Source organism: Sphingomonas sp. URJC2, from assembly GCF_059803575.1.
Genome location: NZ_JAPFGX010000049.1, coordinates 1 through 20,024 on the forward strand (window position 1 = coordinate 1; position 20,024 = coordinate 20,024).

21 protein-coding genes are annotated in these 20,024 nt (G+C 67.7%); 11 read left to right on the forward strand and 10 right to left on the reverse strand.

Annotated elements, in window-relative coordinates; all coding sequences use genetic code 11:
* The 7 genes from OPU66_RS13425 to OPU66_RS13455 all read left to right on the forward strand — a co-directional run.
* Nucleotides 1–460: murein hydrolase activator EnvC family protein (locus OPU66_RS13425; RefSeq protein ID WP_498554167.1), on the forward strand; the 460-nt coding region annotated here is incomplete at its 5' end.
* A gap of 69 nt (nt 461–529) precedes the next feature.
* Nucleotides 530–1,927: a S41 family peptidase gene (locus OPU66_RS13430; RefSeq protein ID WP_498554168.1), complete on the forward strand. Its 1,398-nt coding sequence runs from the start codon at nt 530–532 to the stop codon at nt 1,925–1,927.
* Between the two features lie 39 nt (nt 1,928–1,966).
* Nucleotides 1,967–2,479: a disulfide bond formation protein B gene (locus OPU66_RS13435; RefSeq protein ID WP_498554169.1), complete on the forward strand. Its 513-nt coding sequence runs from the start codon at nt 1,967–1,969 to the stop codon at nt 2,477–2,479.
* Nucleotides 2,476–3,009, forward strand: a complete 534-nt coding sequence (locus OPU66_RS13440; RefSeq protein ID WP_498554170.1) for a demethoxyubiquinone hydroxylase family protein — start codon at nt 2,476–2,478, stop codon at nt 3,007–3,009. Before OPU66_RS13435 ends, OPU66_RS13440 begins: the two co-directional genes overlap by 4 nt.
* 56 nt (nt 3,010–3,065) lie before the next feature.
* Nucleotides 3,066–3,452, forward strand: a complete 387-nt coding sequence (locus OPU66_RS13445) for a hypothetical protein (protein ID WP_498554171.1) — start codon at nt 3,066–3,068, stop codon at nt 3,450–3,452.
* Between the two features lie 38 nt (nt 3,453–3,490).
* The gene (locus OPU66_RS13450) at nt 3,491–4,249 is read left to right on the forward strand and encodes a TorF family putative porin (RefSeq protein WP_498554172.1); all 759 of its coding nucleotides are present in this window, start codon (nt 3,491–3,493) and stop codon (nt 4,247–4,249) included.
* Between the two features lie 186 nt (nt 4,250–4,435).
* Nucleotides 4,436–6,097, forward strand: coding sequence for a right-handed parallel beta-helix repeat-containing protein (locus tag OPU66_RS13455; RefSeq protein ID WP_498554173.1), 1,662 nt, complete (start codon nt 4,436–4,438; stop codon nt 6,095–6,097).
* 46 nt (nt 6,098–6,143) lie between these two features.
* On the opposite strand, the gene OPU66_RS13460 is transcribed toward OPU66_RS13455, so the two are convergent.
* Nucleotides 6,144–7,061, reverse strand: a complete 918-nt coding sequence (locus OPU66_RS13460) for an ABC transporter ATP-binding protein (protein WP_498554175.1) — start codon at nt 7,059–7,061, stop codon at nt 6,144–6,146.
* A gap of 60 nt (nt 7,062–7,121) precedes the next feature.
* Between OPU66_RS13460 and OPU66_RS13465 the strand changes: the two genes are divergently transcribed.
* Nucleotides 7,122–7,325, forward strand: coding sequence for a zinc-finger domain-containing protein (locus tag OPU66_RS13465; RefSeq protein WP_160591161.1), 204 nt, complete (start codon nt 7,122–7,124; stop codon nt 7,323–7,325).
* A 19-nt stretch (nt 7,326–7,344) separates the two neighbouring features.
* Nucleotides 7,345–8,787, forward strand: a complete 1,443-nt coding sequence (gene tldD, locus OPU66_RS13470) for a metalloprotease TldD (protein ID WP_498554177.1) — start codon at nt 7,345–7,347, stop codon at nt 8,785–8,787.
* A 48-nt stretch (nt 8,788–8,835) separates the two neighbouring features.
* Here tldD and OPU66_RS13475 read toward each other — a convergent pair whose 3' ends face one another.
* The 5 genes from OPU66_RS13475 to OPU66_RS13495 form a co-directional block, all read right to left on the reverse strand.
* On the reverse strand, nt 8,836–9,831 hold the full coding sequence (locus tag OPU66_RS13475; RefSeq protein WP_498554178.1) for a sensor histidine kinase: 996 nt from the start codon (nt 9,829–9,831) through the stop codon (nt 8,836–8,838).
* Between the two features lie 211 nt (nt 9,832–10,042).
* The gene (locus OPU66_RS13480) at nt 10,043–10,864 is read right to left on the reverse strand and encodes a TorF family putative porin (protein ID WP_498554179.1); all 822 of its coding nucleotides are present in this window, start codon (nt 10,862–10,864) and stop codon (nt 10,043–10,045) included.
* Between the two features lie 314 nt (nt 10,865–11,178).
* Nucleotides 11,179–11,940 (reverse strand): DUF6733 family protein, encoded by a 762-nt coding sequence (locus OPU66_RS13485; RefSeq protein WP_498554180.1) that lies wholly within the window; start codon nt 11,938–11,940, stop codon nt 11,179–11,181.
* Nucleotides 11,941–12,109: 169 nt separating this feature from the next.
* The gene (locus OPU66_RS13490) at nt 12,110–13,540 is read right to left on the reverse strand and encodes an ammonium transporter (protein ID WP_498554181.1); all 1,431 of its coding nucleotides are present in this window, start codon (nt 13,538–13,540) and stop codon (nt 12,110–12,112) included.
* Nucleotides 13,541–13,556: 16 nt separating this feature from the next.
* On the reverse strand, nt 13,557–13,895 hold the full coding sequence (locus OPU66_RS13495; protein ID WP_498554182.1) for a P-II family nitrogen regulator: 339 nt from the start codon (nt 13,893–13,895) through the stop codon (nt 13,557–13,559).
* Between the two features lie 80 nt (nt 13,896–13,975).
* Between OPU66_RS13495 and OPU66_RS13500 the strand changes: the two genes are divergently transcribed.
* The gene (locus tag OPU66_RS13500) at nt 13,976–14,272 is read left to right on the forward strand and encodes a hypothetical protein (RefSeq protein WP_498554183.1); all 297 of its coding nucleotides are present in this window, start codon (nt 13,976–13,978) and stop codon (nt 14,270–14,272) included.
* Nucleotides 14,273–14,329: 57 nt separating this feature from the next.
* Here the strand turns inward: OPU66_RS13500 and OPU66_RS13505 are convergent, their stop codons facing one another.
* The 4 genes from OPU66_RS13505 to rpoZ form a co-directional block, all read right to left on the reverse strand.
* Nucleotides 14,330–14,752 carry a DUF3035 domain-containing protein gene (locus OPU66_RS13505; protein WP_498554184.1) on the reverse strand — a complete coding sequence of 141 codons (423 nt, stop codon included), beginning with the start codon at nt 14,750–14,752 and terminating at the stop codon, nt 14,330–14,332.
* A complete protein-coding gene (gene lspA / locus OPU66_RS13510; protein ID WP_498554185.1) occupies nt 14,745–15,293 on the reverse strand; it encodes a signal peptidase II in 549 nt (182 codons plus the stop codon). The genes OPU66_RS13505 and lspA overlap by 8 nt, the downstream gene beginning before the upstream one ends.
* Nucleotides 15,286–18,117 (reverse strand): isoleucine--tRNA ligase, encoded by a 2,832-nt coding sequence (gene ileS, locus OPU66_RS13515; protein ID WP_498554186.1) that lies wholly within the window; start codon nt 18,115–18,117, stop codon nt 15,286–15,288. The genes lspA and ileS overlap by 8 nt, the downstream gene beginning before the upstream one ends.
* Before the next feature lie 152 nt (nt 18,118–18,269).
* Nucleotides 18,270–18,611 carry a DNA-directed RNA polymerase subunit omega gene (gene rpoZ, locus OPU66_RS13520; RefSeq protein ID WP_498554187.1) on the reverse strand — a complete coding sequence of 114 codons (342 nt, stop codon included), beginning with the start codon at nt 18,609–18,611 and terminating at the stop codon, nt 18,270–18,272.
* 139 nt (nt 18,612–18,750) lie between these two features.
* Here rpoZ and OPU66_RS13525 point away from each other — a divergent pair, with 139 nt between their 5' ends.
* The gene (locus tag OPU66_RS13525; RefSeq protein WP_498554189.1) at nt 18,751–19,920 is read left to right on the forward strand and encodes a phospholipase D-like domain-containing protein; all 1,170 of its coding nucleotides are present in this window, start codon (nt 18,751–18,753) and stop codon (nt 19,918–19,920) included.
* Nucleotides 19,921–20,024: the final 104 nt, after the last annotated feature.

The following is a 20,024-nucleotide window of genomic DNA, read 5'->3' on the forward strand; positions in this document are numbered from 1 at the left end:
GCCCGGGCCGCTGCCCCGGCCGGGAAGCGCGATGCCCGCGCCCGCAACCCCCGCGCCCGCCACCCCCGCGCCGGCAGAAGGGGTGGCAGACGGGGCGGCGGGGCCTGGCTCCTACCGCCTGCCCGCGCTTGGCCGGGTGGTGGCGGGCTTTGGCGAGGCCGGGGCGGATGGTGCGCGGGCGCGCGGGCTTGAGCTGCTGCCCGAACCGGGGGCGCTGCTCGTCGCGCCGGCGGGCGGGCGGATTGCCTTTGCCGGGCCGTATCGCGGCTATGGCGAGGTGCTGATCATCGATCATGGCCGGGGCTGGATGAGCGTGCTCACCGGGCTGGCGCGGGCGACGGCGCGGGCCGGCGACACCGTCGATCAGGGCAGCCCGGTCGGCCGCGCGGGCACGACGCCGCTGCTGATCGAGCTGCGCCATCAGGGCCACCCGGTCGGCGTGGCCGGGCTGATCCGGTGATCCGCTGATCTTTAATCCCTTGGCGAATACCTATATCGTTCCCGAACACCCTTGCCGAAAGTGCCGCGAATGTTCCGTCCCGTGTTGCGCGCCGCCGCCCTTGCCAGCGCCCTTGCCCTGGTTCCGATCGCGACCGCCGGCCTCGCCGCGGTCGAGCAGGACACCTATCGCGAGCTCGACCAGTTCATGAGCGTGTTCGAGCGGGTGCGCGGCGAATATGTCGACAAGGTCGATGACAAGACGCTGATCCGCGGCGCGATCAACGGCATGCTCGCCGCGCTCGATCCGCACAGCAGCTATCTCGACGCGACCGATTTCCAGTCGATGAAGGCGCAGACCGACGGCAATTATGGCGGGCTGGGCCTGACCGTGTCGATGGAAGACGGCGCGGTGAAGGTGATTGCGCCGAGCGAGGACACGCCGGCCGCGCGCGCCGGGCTGAAGGCCGGGGACTATATCACCCATATCAACGGCCAGCTGCTTTATGGCGGCACGCTGGACGAGGCGGTCGAGCAGATGCGCGGCAAGCCTGGCACCTCGATCAAGCTGACCATCGTCCGCCCGGGCCGCGACAAGCCGTTCGACGTGTCGCTGGTGCGCGAGGTGATCGAGCTGAAGCCCGTGAAATGGGAGCTGAAGGGCGATGTCGGCATCATCAACATCAACAGCTTCTCCAAGAATACCGGCGCCGGGGTGCGCGCGGCGATCCTTGGCGTGCAGAAGGCGCTGGGGCGGCGGCCGGCCGGCTATGTGATCGATCTGCGCTCCAATCCGGGCGGGCTGCTCGATCAGGCGATCGAGGTGTCGGACGCGTTCCTCGAACGCGGCGAGATCGTGTCGCAGCGCGGGCGCGAGAAGAATGATGTCGAGCGCTATTATGCCAAGGCCGGCGACGATACCGGCGGCGCGCCGCTGATCGTGCTCGTCGATGCCGGATCGGCCTCGGCCGCCGAAATCGTGGCCGGCGCGCTGCAGGACCAGCACCGCGCGCTGGTGATGGGCGAACGCAGCTTCGGCAAGGGATCGGTGCAGACGCTGCTGCCGCTCAGCGCCGACAGCGCGCTGCGGCTGACGACCGCGCGCTATTACACGCCCTCGGGCAAGTCGGTGCAGGAAGGCGGCATCGAACCCGATATCGCCGTGCCGCAGCTGAGCGACCCCGATTACAAGACCCGGCCGCGCTTCCGCGAGGCCGATCTGCGCCGCCATCTGGTCAACGAGGCCAAGGTCGACCGGTCGGTGATCGAGGATGACGGCAAGGAAGATCCGCGCTTCAAGCTGACCGCCGAGGAGCTGAAGAAGCAGGGCGTCAGCGACTTCCAGCTCGATTATGCGGTGCGCGCCATCGCCCGGCTGCGCCGCGAGGGCGGGGCGCAGGTCGCGCTGGGCGGTGCCGCGACGGCCAAGCCGGCGGCACCGGCCGCCACCGCCAAGCCCGGTGCGCCCGGTGCATCCCGGCCGCGCTGAGCCATGATACAGCCCATGTTCATCGGTCAGGTGGCCTGAATGGCGACGATCACCGCACCGAGACTGCCCATCGTGACGTCGCTTGCCCAGGCCCGGCTGCTTGCCTTTGCCGCCCCGTCCGCACTGCTGGGCGGGGCGCTTGCGTCCGAATATCTGGGCGGGCTGTTCCCGTGTGAAATGTGCTATTGGCAGCGCTGGCCGCATGAAGTGGCGCTGGTGCTGGCGCTGTTCGCCTTTGTGCTGCCGGCGCGGCTCACCCGCCCGCTGGTGCTGCTGGCGGCGCTCGCCATCGCCATATCGGGCGCGATCGGCGTGTTTCATGCCGGCGTCGAATATGGCTGGTGGGAAGGCGTGACCAGCTGTGCGGCGAGCACTGCAACGGGCAACAGCGCGGAACTGCTCAAATCCATTCTTGCCGCGCCGATCATCCGGTGCGACCAGCCGCAATGGACGCTGTTCGGCGTATCGCTCGCCGGATTCAACGCCCTGTTTTCCTTTGCCGCGGCGACAGGCGTCGCGGCGCTTGCGATCAAAGGGAGTGGCGCGCGATGAGCTGGAAACCCGGTGACAGCGCGGTCGATACCGCGACGATGCTCAGGGTCAATCAGGCGGGCGAATATGGCGCGACGCGCATCTATGCCGGGCAGCTGGCGGTGATGGGTGACCGCTCGCCGGCCGCGCGCGCGATTGCCGGCATGGCCGCGCAGGAAGAACGCCATCGCCGCCGGTTCGACGCGATGATCGTCGAACGCGGCGTGCGCCCGACCCTGTTGCAGCCGCTGTGGAACGTCGCCGGCTTTGCACTGGGCGCGGTGACGGCGGCGATCGGCCCGGAAGCGGCGATGGCCTGCACCGCGGCGATCGAAACCGAAATCGACCGCCATTATCAGGAACAGCTCGACACGCTGGACGACCGCGACCCGGAACTGGCCGAGGCGATCCGCGATTTCCAGGCCGAGGAGGTCGAGCACCGCGAGGCGGCGCTGGCCGCCGGGGCGGAGCGTGCGCCCGCCTATCCGGTGATGTTCCATGCGATCCGGCTGGGCTGCCGCGCGGCGATCGCGCTGTCGAAGCGAATCTGAACATAAACACAGCCGGCGGCGGCGGTGCCGCCGCTGCCGAGGGAAGAGGACCCGCAATGACCACCAAGATCCGTTTCGCGCTGGCATTGGCGCTGACCGTGCCGGGGCTGCTGCCCATCGGCCCGGCGGCGGCGCAGCGCAACTCGAACGAGGCGGTGCTGGTGGTGTTCGGCAACGAGCCCTGCCCGCGCGACGTGATCTGCGTGCGCAAGCCGCAGGGCGAGAAATACCGCATCCCCGAAGAGCTGCGCCGGATCGAGCCGAGCCCGCAGAGCCAGAGCTGGGCCGAGCGCGCGCGCAACATGGAATATGTCGGTGCCGCCGGGATCAGCAGCTGCTCGCCGGTCGGCGCGGGCGGCTGGACCGGCTGCTATCAGCAGCTGCTGCGCCAGGCGCGCGAGGAACGCCGCGCGCGCGCCAATGGCGAGCTGGACGACCGCTGATCCGGCCACCGGCCATGATCTCCCCCGGACCGGGCGGCATGCGCCCGCGCGGATCGGCGCTGCTGTCGGCACTCACACTCGCCGGGGCGGCAGCGACACCGGCGGCGGCGGACATGACTGATCCGCCCCCCGCGCTCGACCTGCGCGCGGGCGTGACGCTCGCCAGCGATTTCCGGCTGCGCGGCCTGTCGCTGTCGAACCGGCGGGCGAGCCTCGGCGCGACGCTCGACGCCGTGCATGTCTCGGGCCTGCATGCAGGGCTGCGCACAGCCAGCCTCGCCGGCCCGGTGGCGCGCGGGGCCGATGCGCTGGTCGAGCTGGCCGCCGGCTACCGGACCATGGCCGGGCCGGTCGAACTCGATGTCGGGGCGCGTTATTTCGCCTTTGCCGGCGCGGCGGGGGCGACCGACTTTGTCGAGCCCTATGCCGCGCTTAGCTATGATCTCGGCCCGGTCGGCCTGCGCGCATCGGCCCATTATGCCCCGCGCCAGCGCGCGCTTGCTCCCGGCAGCGCGGGACGCGCCGGCCGGGCCGACAATCTCTATCTGCGCGCCGGGCTCGATATCGGCGTGCCGGGGACGCCGCTCAGCCTTGCCGCCCATATCGGGCGCGACACCGGCGGCGGGCAGCTGACCCTGGCGCGGCGCTACACCGAATGGGGGCTGGGCCTGCGCCACAGCCGCGGCCCGCTGACGCTGGCACTCGATTATGCCGACAGCAGTGCCGGGCTGCGGCTGGCCAATGGCCGGCAGCCGGGCGGGGCCGGGCTGATCGCGCGCGCGACGCTCGATTTCTGACGCGGCGCGTTTCGGGTCCGGGCGCTCGGCAACGACTCGGCCTGCCGCATCCGCCCCCCGGCCCGCCGCCCTGTCCCAATCTGGTTCATCTGGGCTTCATCCACGCCGCCTAGCGCCGGGCGCGCAGGCGGATGTCCGCCCGCCGCCTTCCCGTGCCGGGGGCGTGTTGCTTGTCCGGGGACCTGAATGACCGTCATCACCGTCACTGACCGCGCGCAGCTCGATGCGGCGCTCGCCCGCGCCGGCGGCGGCGAAACGATCCTGCTCGCGCCCGGCAGCTATGGCACGCTGGCGCTCAATGGCCGCAGCTTTGCCGCCGACATCACCATCGCTTCGGCCGATGCCGGCAATCCAGCGCGGCTGGACGGCGTGCATGTCAACGGATCGCGCAACATTCTGTTCCAGGGGCTGGATATCGGTCGCGCGCTCGCCCCCGGCGAGCCGGAATGGACCCAGCTCGCCACCGTCACCAACGCCGAGAATATCCGCTTCGACCGGGTGTCGCTGCACGGCTCGCTTGACGGCAATGCCGCCAATGACGGCTGGGGCATCTATGTCACCGGCACGCGCGGCTTTGCGCTCACCGGCTCCAATGTGCAGGAACTGATGCGCGCATTCGTCATCGAACAGTCGAGCGACATCCGCATCGCCGGCAATCTGATCCACCGCATCCGCAGCGACGGCGGCGATTTCGCGGCGGTCGACGGGGTCGTCATCGAGAATAATCTCTACCGCGATTTCCAGCCGGGCGCGGGCGACCATCCCGACGCGATCCAGTTCTGGACCGCGGGCCAGACGCGTGGATCGAGCAACATCCTCATCCGCGACAATGTCGTGCTCGAAGGCACGGGCACCGGCATCCAGGGCATTTTCATCCGCGACGAACAGGGCCGCATGCCGCACAGCAATGTGCGGATCGAAAACAACCTGATCTATTCGTCCGACCAGTTCGAAGGCATTTCGGTCGAAGGCGCGATCGGCGTCGCGATCATCGGCAACACCGTCGTGTCGCCGACCAGCGATGCCAAAAGGCTGTGGATCCGGGTCGACCGGGTCGACGGGGCGCTGATCACCCGCAACGTCACCGACGATCTGCTGATCGGCACCGCGACCGGCCTGGCGCAGAATGATAATGCCGTGCTGCACGGGCTGGACGGGCAGGACCGGTTCCTGCCGCGCATCGATGCCGGGGCAGGTGCCGGCATTGCCGATCTGATCGTGCCCGGCATCGGCTATCAGCCCGGCCTGCTGCCTGTCGGACCGGGGGCGAACCCGTCCCCGATCCAGCCCCAGCCTGCGCCCCCGCCTGCCCCGCAGCCGGCACCGCCACCGGTGCCGCCGCAACAGGACATCCCGGAACCGGTCGAAAAGCCTGCACTCCCCCGGCCGCTGCTGCCTGCGCCCTGGCCCGAGGGCGACATGCCGGTGATCCGCGGCGGAATGGGCAATGACTGGCTGGCGGGCGGCGATGCTGCCGAACGGCTGACCGGTCTGACCGACAGTGACGCGCTGCTCGGCCGGGGCAGCATCGACCGGCTGGTGGGCGGCGGCGGCGCCGATGTCTTCGCGCTCGGCGACGCGCGCGGCCGCTTCTACGACGATGGCCAGAGCCGGCGCAGCGGGCGCGGCGATTATGGCCAGATCCTCGATTTCGCGGCCGGCGACCGGATCATGCTGGCGGGAGACGCCGGCGATTATGTGTTCCGCAAGGGCCGGGTCGGCGGCCTTGCGGGTCTTGAGATCCTGCACGACAGCAACGGCAACGGCCGGGCGGACAGCCGGGACGAGCTGATCGGCCATGTCGCCGGGGTGTTCGACCTGCCGCTGGACGCGTTCATCTTCGGCTGATGCGGGGCGGGGCCGTGCCCCGTCTCCCTCCCCGGCCCCGCTCCGCTCAGGCGGTGCGGGTCAGGCTCAGGAACACATCCTCCAGATCGGCCTCGCGCGTCGTCACATCGACGATGCCGAGGCCGGCGGCCTGAACGGCGGACAGCACCTGCCCGGCATTCACCTTGGCCTTGGAATAGGTGATTTCGAGCACGCGTTCGCCGCGCAGCGCGATCTTCTCGAAACAGTCGGCGGCCGGCGGCACGGCGACATCGCGGTCGACGGTCACTTCCACGCGCTTTTCCTGCGCCTTGCCGACCAGCTCGCGCGTCGGTTCATTGGCGATCAGCCGGCCATGGTTAATGATCGCGATGCGGTCGCACAGCTCCTCGGCCTCTTCCAGATAATGGGTGGTGAGGACGACGGTGACGCCGCGGTCGTTGAGTTCGCGGACATAGGCCCAGAGCTGCTGGCGCAGCTCGATATCGACGCCCGCCGTCGGCTCGTCGAGCACCAGCACCGGCGGCGAATGCACCATCGCCTTGGCGACCAGCAGCCGGCGCTTCATCCCGCCCGACAAAGTGCGCGAATAGGCATTGGCCTTGTCGTCCAGATGCACGGCGCGCAGCAGCTCCATCGAGCGGCGCTCGGCGCGCGGCACGCCGTACAGCCCGGCAAACAGCTCCAGCGTTTCCAGCGGCGTGAAAAAGGGATCGAAGACGATTTCCTGCGGCACGATGCCGATCGACGCCTTGGCGTTGCGCGGATGCGCGTCGATGTCGAACCCCCAGATCGCGGCCCGCCCCTCGGTCTTGCGGACCATCCCCGACAGGATGTTGATCAGCGTCGATTTGCCCGCGCCATTGGGGCCGAGCAGCCCGAAAATCTGCCCGCGCGGCACATCGAAACTGACCCCGTCCAGCGCGCGCTTGCCGCCGCGATAGGTCTTGCCCAGCCCCTGAATCGAGATTGCCGCTTCGTCCATCGCTCTCCCCTAGCCGCGGGGGGCTGGAAAGGGCAACGCGCGATTGCTATCGGACGCGGCATGATCCCGCCACCCGAAACCCTCCGCGTGTCCACCCGCCGCGTCGCCTGTGACGGCTCCGGCCATGGCATCGACCCCGCGCTCGGCCATCCGCGCGTGTTCATCGAGATCGACGAACGCGGCTATGGCGAATGCGGCTATTGCGACCGCCGCTTCGTGCTGATCGGCGGCCCGGCCGACAATGAGGGTTCCGCCGCCCATTGAAGCGCCTATATCGGGGGGCATGACCCCGTCCCCTGATCCGCACGCTCCCGATCCGCGCGCCGTCCTCTATGGCAGCGATCTCGACCCCGATACCGCGCTGGCGCTGACGCGCGCGGCGCTGGGCGGTGTCGATGACGGCGAACTCTATCTGCAATATCAGGCGAGCGAGAGCTTCGGCTTCGACGATGGCCGGCTGAAAACCGCCGATTATTCGACCAGTTCGGGCTTCGGCCTGCGCGGCGTGACGGGCGAGACCACCGCCTTTGCCCATGCCAATGAGTTGAGCGCCGCCGCCATCCGCCGCGCGGCCGAGACGATACGGGTGCTCGATCCCGGTCAGGCCGCCGCGCCCGCGCCGCCGCGCACCAACCGCCATCTCTATACCGGCCATGATCCCATCGGGCTGCTGCCCTTTGCCGACAAGGTGGCCCTGTGCCAGACTATCGACGCGGCGGCGCGCGCGCGCGATCCGCGCGTCGCGCAGGTGTCGGTCGGCCTGTCAGCCAGCTGGTCGGTGGTCGAAATCGTCCGCGCCGACGGCTTTGTCGCCACCGATGTCCGCCCGCTGGTGCGGCTCAACATCGCCATCGTCGCCGAACAGAATGGCCGGCGCGAAACCGGGTCGTTCGGCATGGGCGGCCGCTATCTCTATGACCGGCTGTTCAGCGAGGCGCAGTGGCAGCGGGGGATCGATCAGGCGCTCGCCCAGGCGCTGGTAAATCTCGATTCGGTCGCGGCACCCGCCGGCGAAATGCCGGTGCTGCTCGGCCCGGGCTGGCCCGGCATTCTGTTGCACGAAGCCATTGGCCATGGGCTGGAAGGCGATTTCAACCGCAAAGGCACATCGGCCTTTTCAGGGCGCATCGGCGAACGGGTGGCGGCACCGGGTGTCACCGTGGTCGATGACGGATCGATCGCCGACCGGCGCGGCTCGCTGTCCATCGACGATGAAGGCACGCCCACCGGGCGCACTGTGCTGATCGAGGACGGGATCCTGAAAGGCTATATGCAGGACCGGCTGAACGCCCGGCTGATGGGCGTCGCCCCGACCGGCAATGGCCGCCGCCAATCCTATGCCCATGCGCCGATGCCGCGCATGACCAACACCTTCATGCTCGGCGGCAGCGACGATCCGGGCGAGATGCTCGCCCGCGTCAAATCGGGCATTTTCGCCAAGAGCTTCGGCGGCGGGCAGGTCGACATCGTGTCGGGCAAGTTCGTGTTTTCCTGCACCGAGGCCTATCTGATCGAAAATGGCCGGCTGGGCGCGCCGATCAAGGGCGCGACGCTGATCGGCGACGGGCCGAGCGCGCTCACCCGCGTGCAGGCGATCGGCAATGATTTCGCGCTCGACGAAGGCATTGGCGTGTGCGGCAAGGGCGGCCAGTCGGTGCCCGCAGGCGTCGGCCAGCCCAGCCTGCTGCTCGACGGGCTGACCGTGGGCGGCACCCAGGCGCGCTGACCGCGACGGCCCCCAGCCACGGACGGTCCTGCCGGGTCGGTGACGCGATCAGGCCGGAAACTCGACCCGGACCATCCCGCCCTGGCCGACCGGCCAGTCGATCGTGCCGCCCAGCTGGGCGGCCAGCCCCTGCACGATCCGCGCGCCCAGCCCGCGGGCGGCGCGCGGATCGAACCCCGGCGGCAGGCCCGGCCCGTCATCGGCGACGGTCAGCGCCAGCAGATCCGGCCCCGCAGGCGCGATCCCGATGCGGATCAGCCCGTCGCTGCGCCCGGCAAGGCCGTGCTTGACGGCGTTGGTCAGCAATTCGGTCACGATCAGCGACAGCGCCACCAGCCGGGTGAGATCGAGTTGAAGTTCGGGCGCGCTGACCTCCAGCCGCACCTCGCCGGCGTTCATCAGCGTCAGCGAATCACGCGCCAGCTGCTCGAGATAATCCTGTGCCGACAGGCTGGCAGCGGCGGGATCGTAAAGTCGCCGGTGGACGCGGGCGATGGCGTGGATGCGCTCGATCGCATCGTCGAACGCCACCATCGCCGATCCCGGATCGCTGGCGACGCGGCGCTTCTGCATCGACAGGATCGAGGCGACAAAGGCCATGTTGTTGGCAACGCGGTGTTGCAGCTCCTGGAACAGCAGCCGCTGTTCCTCGTAAAGCCGCGCGGCCCGTTCGCGCTCGGCACGCAGCCGGTTGCCGGCGCGCGTCGTCATATGGATGAGGATGATGTCGATGGCCGCGACGCTCGCGAACATGCCGAGCGCGACCATGCCGGCCGGCGACGCCGGACCGGCCGGACCGGCGGGCATGAACAGCAACGCCGCGGCAAGCCCGGACAGCAGCGCGCACAGCGTCGCCGGGCCAGGCCCGGCGACGAACGCGACCAGGATGACGGCGGGGAAAAACGTCAGGAACGGAAACCCCGGCGGCAGCAGCGGCGCGGCCGCCAGCCGGATGCCGATCGCCGCGGCACAGGCCGCCACTGCCAGCGCATAGCCCTGCACCGGCCGCACGCCACCGCCAGCAAACGTCCAGCCTCTGGTCAAATGCTCCCGCTCTCCGCTTCGAAGCTGCCGCAGTCCCGACCGCCGTTGCGGCCCGGCCGGGCGGTCGGGCTGATCGGGCGCAGGACGGGCGGCACCGCAAGACGAAAGGAACCTAACGGAACCGATGGCCAGCGAACAGCGCGGAAACGGGTAAACCGGACCGGACCCGGCATCGAAACCGATGACCGGTGCCCGATCCCCGCCGGGCCGGTCAGAAGGCGGCGGTCAGCGACACGATCACCGTGCCGCCGGCAATCGAGGTCACGCCCCCCCCTGCCTTGCTGAAGCCCGGCTGCAGATAGGCGCTTTGCGCCCGCGAAATGTCGGTATCGGCATAAGCGACGCCCAGCGTCAGATTCTTGACCGTGAAATCGAGCCCGAGCAGCCAGTCGAGATATTCGCCGGTCGGCGAGACGCTGGTGCCGTTCGGTCCCAGCCCCGGATTGCCCTTTGAATAGCCGAGATGCGCCTTGGCGGTCAGCGGCGTGCCGGCAATCGGCGCGGCGGCATCGCCCCACAGATAGAGATTGTCCTGCTTCTGCCCCCGGCTTTGCGGCGTTGCCGAGAAATTGCCCAGCGCGCGCTGCTTGGGCGCATAGGCAATGCCGGCAAGCAGCGTGACCGGGCCGGTCGTGCCGCTGAGCTTCACATAGGGTTCGGCGAAATCGGTGACGTCGGCACCGCCCGGATACATGTACCAGGTCAGGCCGACATCGATGGTGCCGGTCTCGCTGATCGCGGTCTTGTAGCCGGCGATCAGATCAAGCTCGATATTGGCCCCGCCAAACGTGCCCCAACCGGCCAGGTTCGAGCCCCAGGCACCGGCATAAAGCCCGCTTTTGTGGGTGATGGTAAGCCCGGCCTGCACGGCCATTTCCTTGTCGCTCTGCGACACGCCGCGAAACCGGTAATCGGACAGCAGGGCAGCGGTTCCGCTGACGGTGAAGGCGGGCGTCGCCTCGCCGTCCTGAGCCAAAGCCGGCGAGGCCGACAGAGCCGCAACAAACGCCAAGCCACCAAGATAAGCGCGCATAGACCAGACCCCCCGCAAAGAAAATCGCGTCGTCCGTCCTGCGCGTGGCGCAGCGTACCTCGTTTCGGGTGCGTATCCGCCAGCCGCTTGATGCTATGCACGCTTATGGCATGAATCAAATTCTTTTATGATTTGCCGGCGATTTTCCTGGGCGATGAGACAAGGTGAAGGGGCCGGCATGAAAGACATGCCAGCCCCTTTTGTCGCATATTCCGGATATCCGGACAGATGCGTGAAGATGATCGGCGCCGCCGGATCCGGGCAGCTGCCGCGATTGCTGTCAATCGACTGGCCCTGCGCCGGTCATGTCCGGATCAGAACGTCATGCCGATGCTCATCTTGTAGAAATCGCCGGCATTTCCGCTCTCGATATCCGCGCCACCGGTGAAGCGGGCGTAAAAACCCTTGGGCAGGCTGAACTGCACATAGGGGCCGACCCACTGATAAACCCGCGCAGTGGCCCCGCCGGGATAGGTGTTGCGGGTGTTCGACAGCAGCTCATAATGGGCCCCGGCCGACACCTTGTCGCTGAATTTGTAGCCGACATTGGTCCAGGTGTGGAGGAAGTCGAGCGCCGCATCGTCGCCCCGGTTGCGCAGCGCCGCATAATAGCCGGCATAAAACTCCGCCTCGACCTTCTCATCGGCATAGTTGACCGTCAGGCTCGGCACCACGCCGTCGGCGAACTTGGCCCCCTGCACCACCCCGGCGGCGTTGACCGACCCGCCCGACAGCAGCGCGCCATTGGTCAGGCCGATCTGCGGCTTCACCTTCAGCTTGCCATCGGCAAGGTTGAAGTTCACCCCGACACCGAATTCGGTCCACAGATCGTCGCCGGTATTGGTCGGGTTGAGCCCGAAGGCCGGCTTGGTCCAGAAAATGCCGTAGAATGTGAAATCGGTCTTTTCCCCCGTGGGGATCGAGCCGCTGAACGTCGGGTAGAAGCCGAAGAAACTGTCCTGGTTCAGGGCGACGGTGTAGCTCGACTCCCGCTCCTGGGCGACCGCCGGGGCGGCGATGCCGGCCAGCGTCATGCACATGGCCCGGAGCAAAACGTTCTTGCTGATCATCTTCATGATTTTCGTCCTCTTAAAGTAACTCTTGGTTACTCCTCCGGCGGACTCAGCTTGTTCTTATTATGAAAAGTGCAAAAGCAAAATAAGCAACACTAATCATAGTAGAACTACGTTTTACTCCAGGCACAAATGCATAGTTTTAATGGATTCGATTTACAACAATAGTTGATCAGTAGTTATACGCACGCTCGCCATGATCGGAGATATCAAGGCCAGCATGCTGCTCTTCATCACCGGCACGCAGGCCAATCGTCTTGTCGATCGCCAGATACAGGATCGCTGAACCGATTCCCGACCAGGCCAGGGTGAACAGCACCGCCTTGGCCTGCGCCCAGAGCTGGGTCGCCATGCCGCCATAGGCGAACACCGCGGTGCCCGGCTGGCTGGCATAATCGGCCACGCCCTGCCCGCCGAGCGCGGGATCGACCAATATGCCCGTCGCCAGCGCGCCGACGATCCCGCCGACGCAATGGACGCCGAACACGTCGAGCGAATCGTCATAGCCAAGCTTCACCTTCACCTTGGCGACGAAGAAGAAGCAGATCGGCGAGACGATCAGCCCCAGCACCACCGCCCCCATCGGCCCGGCAAAGCCCGAGGCCGGCGTGACCGCGACCAGCCCCGCCACCGCGCCGGTGACCGCGCCCAGCAGCGACGGCTTGCCGCCGGTCGCCTGTTCGACCAGCACCCAGCTGAGCGCCGCCGCGGCGGTGGCGACAAAGGTGTTGATGAACGCGACCGCGGTGACGCCATTGGCCTCGAGATTGGATCCGGCATTGAAGCCGAACCAGCCGACCCACAGCAGCGACGCGCCGATCATCGTCATGGTCAACGAATGCGGCGGCATCGGATCGCGCGGATAGCCGAGCCGCTTGCCAAGCATGATCGCCCCGACCAGCCCGGCCACCCCGGCATTGATATGGACGACAGTGCCGCCGGCGAAATCGAGCGCGCCCATCTGGAACAGGAAGCCGGCATGGCCATTGGCCGCCGCCAGCGCATCGGCTCCGGCGAGCGCCGCCTTGGCAATCGCATCGGGCCCGTCCCAATACCAGACCATGTGCGCCATCGGGAAATAGATCAGCGTCACCCACAGCGTCACGAACAGCATCAGCGCGGAAAACTTCACCCGCTCGGCAAAGGCCCCGACGATCAGCGCCGGGGTGATGCAGGCAAAGGTCATCTGGAAACAGATGAACACATATTCGGGGATATAGACGCCGTTGGAGAAGGTCGCCGCCTGCGAATTGGCGTCGACACCCTTCAGGAACAGCTTGCCGAAGCCGCCGAAAAACGCATTCCCCTCGGTAAAGGCGATGCTGTAGCCCCAGCACACCCAGATCACCGCGACCAGGCAGACGATCATGAACACCTGGGTCAGCACCGACAGCATGTTCTTGGTGCGCACCAGCCCACCATAGAACAGCGCGAGGCCCGGCGCGGACATCATCAGCACCAGCGCCGACGACACCAGCATCCAGGCGATATCGCCCTTGTCCACGCTCGGCTCGGGAATGGCGGACACGGCCGCGCCCTGCGCCCAGGCCGGCAGCGCCGCAAACAGCGCAAGGCCGAGCCCGGCCAACGATTTTGCAATCATGCTTCCCCCCTTCCGGTCAGATCGCCGCATCGCCCGTCTCCCCGGTGCGGATGCGGACCGCCTGTTCGATCGGCTGAACGAAAATCTTGCCGTCGCCGATCGATCCGGTGACGGCGGCGGCCTGAATGGCCTCGACAATGGCGTCGACCCGCGCCTCGGGGCACACCACCTCGACCTTGAGCTTGGGCACAAGGTTGGTCGTGTATTCGGCCCCGCGATAGATTTCGGTCTGGCCCTTTTGCCGGCCGAACCCGCGCACTTCGGTGATCGTCAGGCCGGACACGCCCAGCCCGGTCAGCGCCTCGCGGACGCGATCGATCTGGAACGGTTTGATGATCGCTGTGACAATTTTCATGCACGTCCCCCGCTCTCGGCGACTCGGATGTTTCATCTTTGTGAACGGGTCGTCAATGAAATTGTGCGATCGCGCCCGTTATGATGCTGCGTCGCACAATTGTTTTTGCTTTGGTAAAGCGCCACAAGATCCCGATGATTGACTGTTTTTTGTGCAGTTTGGTGTTGCGCTGCACATTTGTCGGGCAGACCATCAGCCATCATGACCGGTCTTTGGAGCAGAAATGGCGGAAAACCGGGGCTGGCACGGTCTTTGCGAAGATATTGGCGACGGTCAGGGTTTCCGCCCCGGCCTTCGATGTTCCTCCTGCGGACGACCTCGGGCCGGCAAGACACGATCTTGCCGGCCATTTTTTCAGGCCATTGCTCCAGACATGAAAAAGGCCCCGGCGCTGGGCACCGGGGCCGGATATCGGCTGTTCGCGGCGAACCGGATCAGCGCGGCGGCGTTGCCGGCACGGCGGCGCGCGCATCCTGACCATCGCCCTCGGGCGCGGCGATGATGTCGCGGGTCACCTGCCCCTTGTCGACCACCACGGTCGCCGGATCGCCGGCGGCAGAGCGGATTCCCGCCGCCGCGCGGTCGGTGCCGGCCTGACCCAGCGTCACGCGCTCCGCATTGCTGCGCGGGGCGGGGCCGCCGAACAGCGCCTGCAGCGCCTGGGTGCTCGAATCGGCCTCCTGCGGGCGCGGCGCACCCGGCGTCGGCGGCACCAGCGCGAAATCGGGCGGCACGACCAGCGGCGCGCGGCGCGCGGCGGCGAATTCGTCGGGACCGCGACGCCCGCTCATCGCGTTCGACCCGCCGCAGCCGGCCAGCAGCAGCGCAGCGGCGCCCAGAACAACAAGATTACGCATCGATTGTCTCCGAAGATTGCGAGTCGCGGCGAACGAGCAACGCGCGCCCGAGCAGCGTCAGGACGCCGATGGTAATCGCGGCGTCGGCCACATTGAAGACCAAAAACGGGCGAAAGTCCCCGAAATGAAGGTCGAGAAAATCAACCACATAGCCAAAGCGGATGCGGTCGAGAATGTTGCCCGCAGCACCACCCAGCACAGCCGCCAGCGCCCACACATCGGCGCGGCTGCGTTCGCGCCACATCCAGACGAGCACGCCGGTCGCGATCAGCCCGGTCATCGCGACCAGCGCCCAGCGCGCCAGATCGCTGCTGGCGGTCAGAAAGCCGAGCGAGACGCCGTAATTCTGCACCCAGGTGAGGTTGAACACCGGCAGCAGCACGATCTGGCCATGCAGCTGGAGCGCGAGCGGCCCGATCACCCAATATTTGACCAGCTGGTCGATCAGGAACACCGCGCCCGCCAGCGCCAGCCCGGTGGCACGCAGCCGCGCCAGCCCGGCATCGTCGGCCGCGCCGCTCCCGAACGCCGGCTCAGCCACCGACCACCTCGGCACAGCGGCCGCACAGCGCGCCATCGGCCGCGACATCGGGCAGATGCCGCCAGCAGCGGCCGCATTTATGGGCGTCGGTGCGGGTCACGGCGATGGCATCGCCCGGCGACACCTTCGCCACGATGAACAGCTCTTCCAGATCGGCGTCATGCTGGCCGGGCACGGTGATCTCGGCCTCAAGGCTCGATCCGATCAGCTTGTCGCGGCGCAGCGGCTCGATCGCCTCGGTCACCGCCGAACGCAGCGCGCGCAGCTCGGCCCATTTGGCCCCCAGCGCCGGGTTCAGCCAGCCGGCATCGATCTGCGGCCACACCGCCAGATGCACCGACCCCTCATCATCGGGCCAGCGGCTCTGCCACGCCTCCTCGGCGGTGAAGGGCAGCACCGGCGCCAGATAGCGGACGAGCGCGCCGAACAGAATGTCGAGCACCGTGCGATAGGCGCGGCGGCGCGGCGCGGCGGGCGCGTCGCAATACAGGCTGTCCTTGCGGATATCGAAGAAAAAGGCCGACAGATCCTCGTTCGCGAACTCGGCGATGCGGCGGACATAGCGGTTGAGCTCGAACGCATCGGCCGCTTCGCGCAGCTCGGCGTCCAGCTCGGCCAGCCGGTGGAGGATATAGGCCTCCAGCTCCGGGAACTCGGTCACCGCCTCGGCCGGATCGAACCCGTCGAGCGCGCCGAGCAGATAACGGAAGGTGTTCCTGAGCTTGCGATAGGCATCGCTGGTCGTCGCCAGCACTTCCTTGCCGATGCGGACATCCTCGAAATAGTCGGTCGAGGCGACCCACAGGCGCAGAATGTCCGCCCCCGAATCCTGGATGACCTTCAGCGGATCGACGACATTGCCGAGCGATTTCGACATTTTGCGCCCCTGCCCGTCGAGCGCGAAGCCATGGGTGAGCACCGCCGCATAAGGCGCGCGCCCGCGCGTGCCGCACGCTTCGAGCAGCGAGGACTGGAACCAGCCGCGATGCTGGTCCGACCCTTCCAGATACAGGTCGGCGCGCACGCCGGCCCCGTAACGCGCCTCGACGACAAAGGCGTGGGTGGAGCCGCTGTCGAACCAGACATCGAGAATGTCGGTGACCGGCGTGTAATCGGCCGGGTCGCGCCCCGGCCCGAGCAGCGCCTGATGATCGGCCCCGAACCACGCATCGGCCCCGCCGGCGCGGAAGGCGGCGACGATCCGGGCATTGACCTCGGCATCGCGCAGATAGTCGCCGGTGCGGCGGTCGAGATAGAGCGCAATCGGCACGCCCCAGGCGCGCTGGCGCGAAATCACCCAGTCCGGCCGGCCTTCGACCATCGCGCCGATGCGGTTGCGCCCCTTGTCGGGCACGAACCGGGTCTCGGCAATGGCATTGAGCGCGAGGCCGCGCAGCGTCGGCGCGGCATCGCCCGCCGCATCCGCCTGACCGGGCAGCGCGACCGGCCGGTCCATGCCGATGAACCATTGCGGCGTGCAGCGGAAGATGATCCGCGCCTTGGACCGCCAGCTGTGCGGATAGCTGTGCTGGAACGCCCCGGCCGACAGCAAGGCCCCCGCCGCGCGCAGATCGGCACAGATCGGCCCTTCGGGCGCATTGAACTTCGGGTTGATGACGCTCAGCCGCCGTTCGTCCGCGCCGCCCAGCCATGCCCAGTCGTCGCGGTAACGGCCATCGTCCATCACCGCGAACACCGGATGGATGTCATGCGCGCGGCACAGCGCGAAATCGTCCTCGCCATGATCCGGGGCCATATGGACAAGGCCGGTCCCGGCATCGGTGGTCACGAAATCGCCGGGCAGCAGCGGGCGGGGGGCGGCAAAAAAGCCGCCCAGCGCGTGCATCGGATGACGGGCCTTGGCCCCGGCAAGGTCGCTGCCTTTGATCATGAGGTTGTCAGCCACCCAATGGACCAGATCATGATCATCGTCCGGCATCTCGCTGCTGTCGATCGCAGTGAGGCCGGTCCGGTTGCGGAAAGCGTCGATCAAATCGAAGGCCACAAGATAGGTGCGGCCGTCGCTTGCCTTAAACTTGTAATAGTTGATACCCTCGCCATAGGCCAAAGCCTGGTTGACCGGGATCGTCCACGGCGTGGTCGTCCAGATCACCGCATGCGCGCCGACCAGGTCGGGGGCGTTCGGGGCCTCGACAATCTCGAACGCGACATCGATCTGGGTCGAGGTCACATCCTCATATTCGACCTCGGCCTCGGCAAGCGCGGTCTTTTCGACCGGGGACCACATCACCGGCTTTGCACCGCGATAAAGCTGGCCGCTTTCGGCGAACTTCAGCAGCTCGCCGACGATCGTCGCCTCGGCGTCGAACGTCATCGTCAGATAGGGATCATCCCAGTCGCCCATGATGCCGAGGCGCTGGAACTGCGCCTTCTGCACGCCCACCCATTTGTCGGCATAGGCGCGGCACTGGGCGCGGAACTCGGCGGCGGGAACCTCGTCCTTGTTCTTCTTCTGCTTGCGATATTCCTCTTCGATCTTCCATTCGATCGGCAGGCCGTGACAGTCCCAGCCGGGCACATAGGGCGCATCCTTGCCCAGCAGCGACTGGGTGCGGACGATGATGTCCTTGAGCACCTTGTTCATCGCATGGCCCATATGGATGTCGCCATTGGCGTAGGGCGGGCCATCATGAAGGATGAAGCGCGGCGCCCCGGCGCGGGCGGCGCGCAGCCGCTGATACAGGCCGATCCGGTCCCACCGCGCAAGGATCGCGGGTTCCTTCTGGGCCAGCCCGGCCTTCATCGGGAAATCGGTCTTCGGCAGGAAGACGGTGTCGCGGAAATCGGTCTGAGTGTCGGCCATAAGAGCCGCGCGCTTAACGGAAACGGTGCGCGAAGTCACGCCGCGCGGCACGACCGGCCGGCACCGGAGACGATGGCTGCGCCAAAAACACCAACGGCGCGGAGGTCGCCCCCCGCGCCGCTGTGCGGATCAGCCTGCGCAACGCGCCCGGCTTATTCGTAATCCGGGCCGAGATTCTGGTTGCGCGGCGGCGCGGCGGCGGTGAGGCGCAGCGCCTCGGCCGACGCGGCCAGCGAACCGACTTCATCGGGCGCGTCATCATCGTCGATCTGCACGCGCTGCAGGCCGGAGACGACCGCATCATGCAGGTCGACCGGCAGGATCGTCTGTTCGGCGATCTCGCGCAGCGCGACGACCGGGTTCTTGTCGCGGTCGCGGTCCAGCGTCAGCTCGGCGCCGCCCGAGATTTGCCGGGCGCGCTGCGCCGCCAGCAGCACGAGATCGAAGCGGTTCGGAACCTTGTCGACGCAATCCTCGACAGTAACGCGCGCCATAAACGCTCCAGAAAAAGCGGGTTGTGCGGAAAGCGGGTCACATAGGCGGCACGCGCGGCGGAGTCAATGTAAACGCGCCCCGCCCCCAAGCGCGCCCGGCGACGTTGCGCGCGTCCGCCCGCTTTGCCATCACCGCCATGTGGAGATTGAACAGCAGACCGGGGAGCAGCTGATCGGGGCCGACCGGCTCACGCTGGTGACATCGGGGCCGGACCGGCTGGCGGCGCTCATCGATCTGATCGACGGGGCGAAGACGTCGCTGCGCCTGCTTTATTACATCTTCGCCCCCGATGCGGCGGGAACGCGGGTGCGCGACGCGCTGGTCGCGGCGGCGACACGCGGGGTCAGGGTCAGGCTGCTGCTCGACGGGTTCGGCAGCACCGCCGATGATCCGTTTCTCGCCCCGCTCCGCGACGCGGGGGCGGACATCTGCCGCTTCATCCCCCGGCTCGGACGGCGCTATCTGCTGCGCAACCACCAGAAGCTCGCTCTGGCCGACGAAACGGTGGCGTTGATCGGCGGCTTCAACATCGACGATTCCTATTTCGCCGAGGGCGATCCCGATGGCTGGCGCGATCTGGGGCTGATCGTCGCCGGCCCGGCGGCGGGGCGGCTGACCGGCTATTACGACATGGTGTTCGGCTGGTCGGGGCAGGAGCGCCCGCGCATGCGCGCGCTGCGCCGGGCGCTGTTCGGCTGGAGCGAGCGCGACGGGCAGGTGCGCTGGCTGCTCGGCGGGCCGACGATCCGCATCAGCCCCTGGGCCGCGCAGCTGCGCGCCGATCTGGGCGCAGCCACAAGGCTGCGGCTGATCACCGCCTATTTCGCCCCTGCGCCCACCTGGCTGCGCCGCATCGAACGGGTGGCGCGGCGCGGATCGGCGCAGCTGCTGACCGCCGGCCGGTCGGACAATGGCACCACCATCGCGGCGGCGCGCTTCACCTATCCGGGGCTGCTGCGGCGCGGCGCGCGCATCCATGAATATGACCGGCAAAGGCTGCACACCAAGCTCTATGTGATCGACGACACCGTCCATATCGGCTCGGCCAATCTCGACATGCGCAGCCTGTTCCTGAACATGGAGCTGATGCTGCGGATCGAGGATCCGGCCTTCGCCCGGCAGCTGAGCGATTATTTCGACGGCGAGTGCGCGACGGCGCGGCAGTGGCGGCTGGCGGACCTGAGCGGCTGGCGGCGCTGGCCATGGCGGGTCCAGCACGCACTCGCCTATTTCCTCGTCGCCGTCGTCGACTACACGGTCTCGCGCCGCCTGAACTTTCGCAGCGGGATGAATGTCGACAGCAGCTGAGCGCGGGGGTGTTTGTGCCGCGCCTCTCGGCGCGGGGGCGGCACCGGCCCGCACCCCCACCCGGCCTCCCATAGCGTATCCTGCCGTTGGGAGGCCGGGTGGGG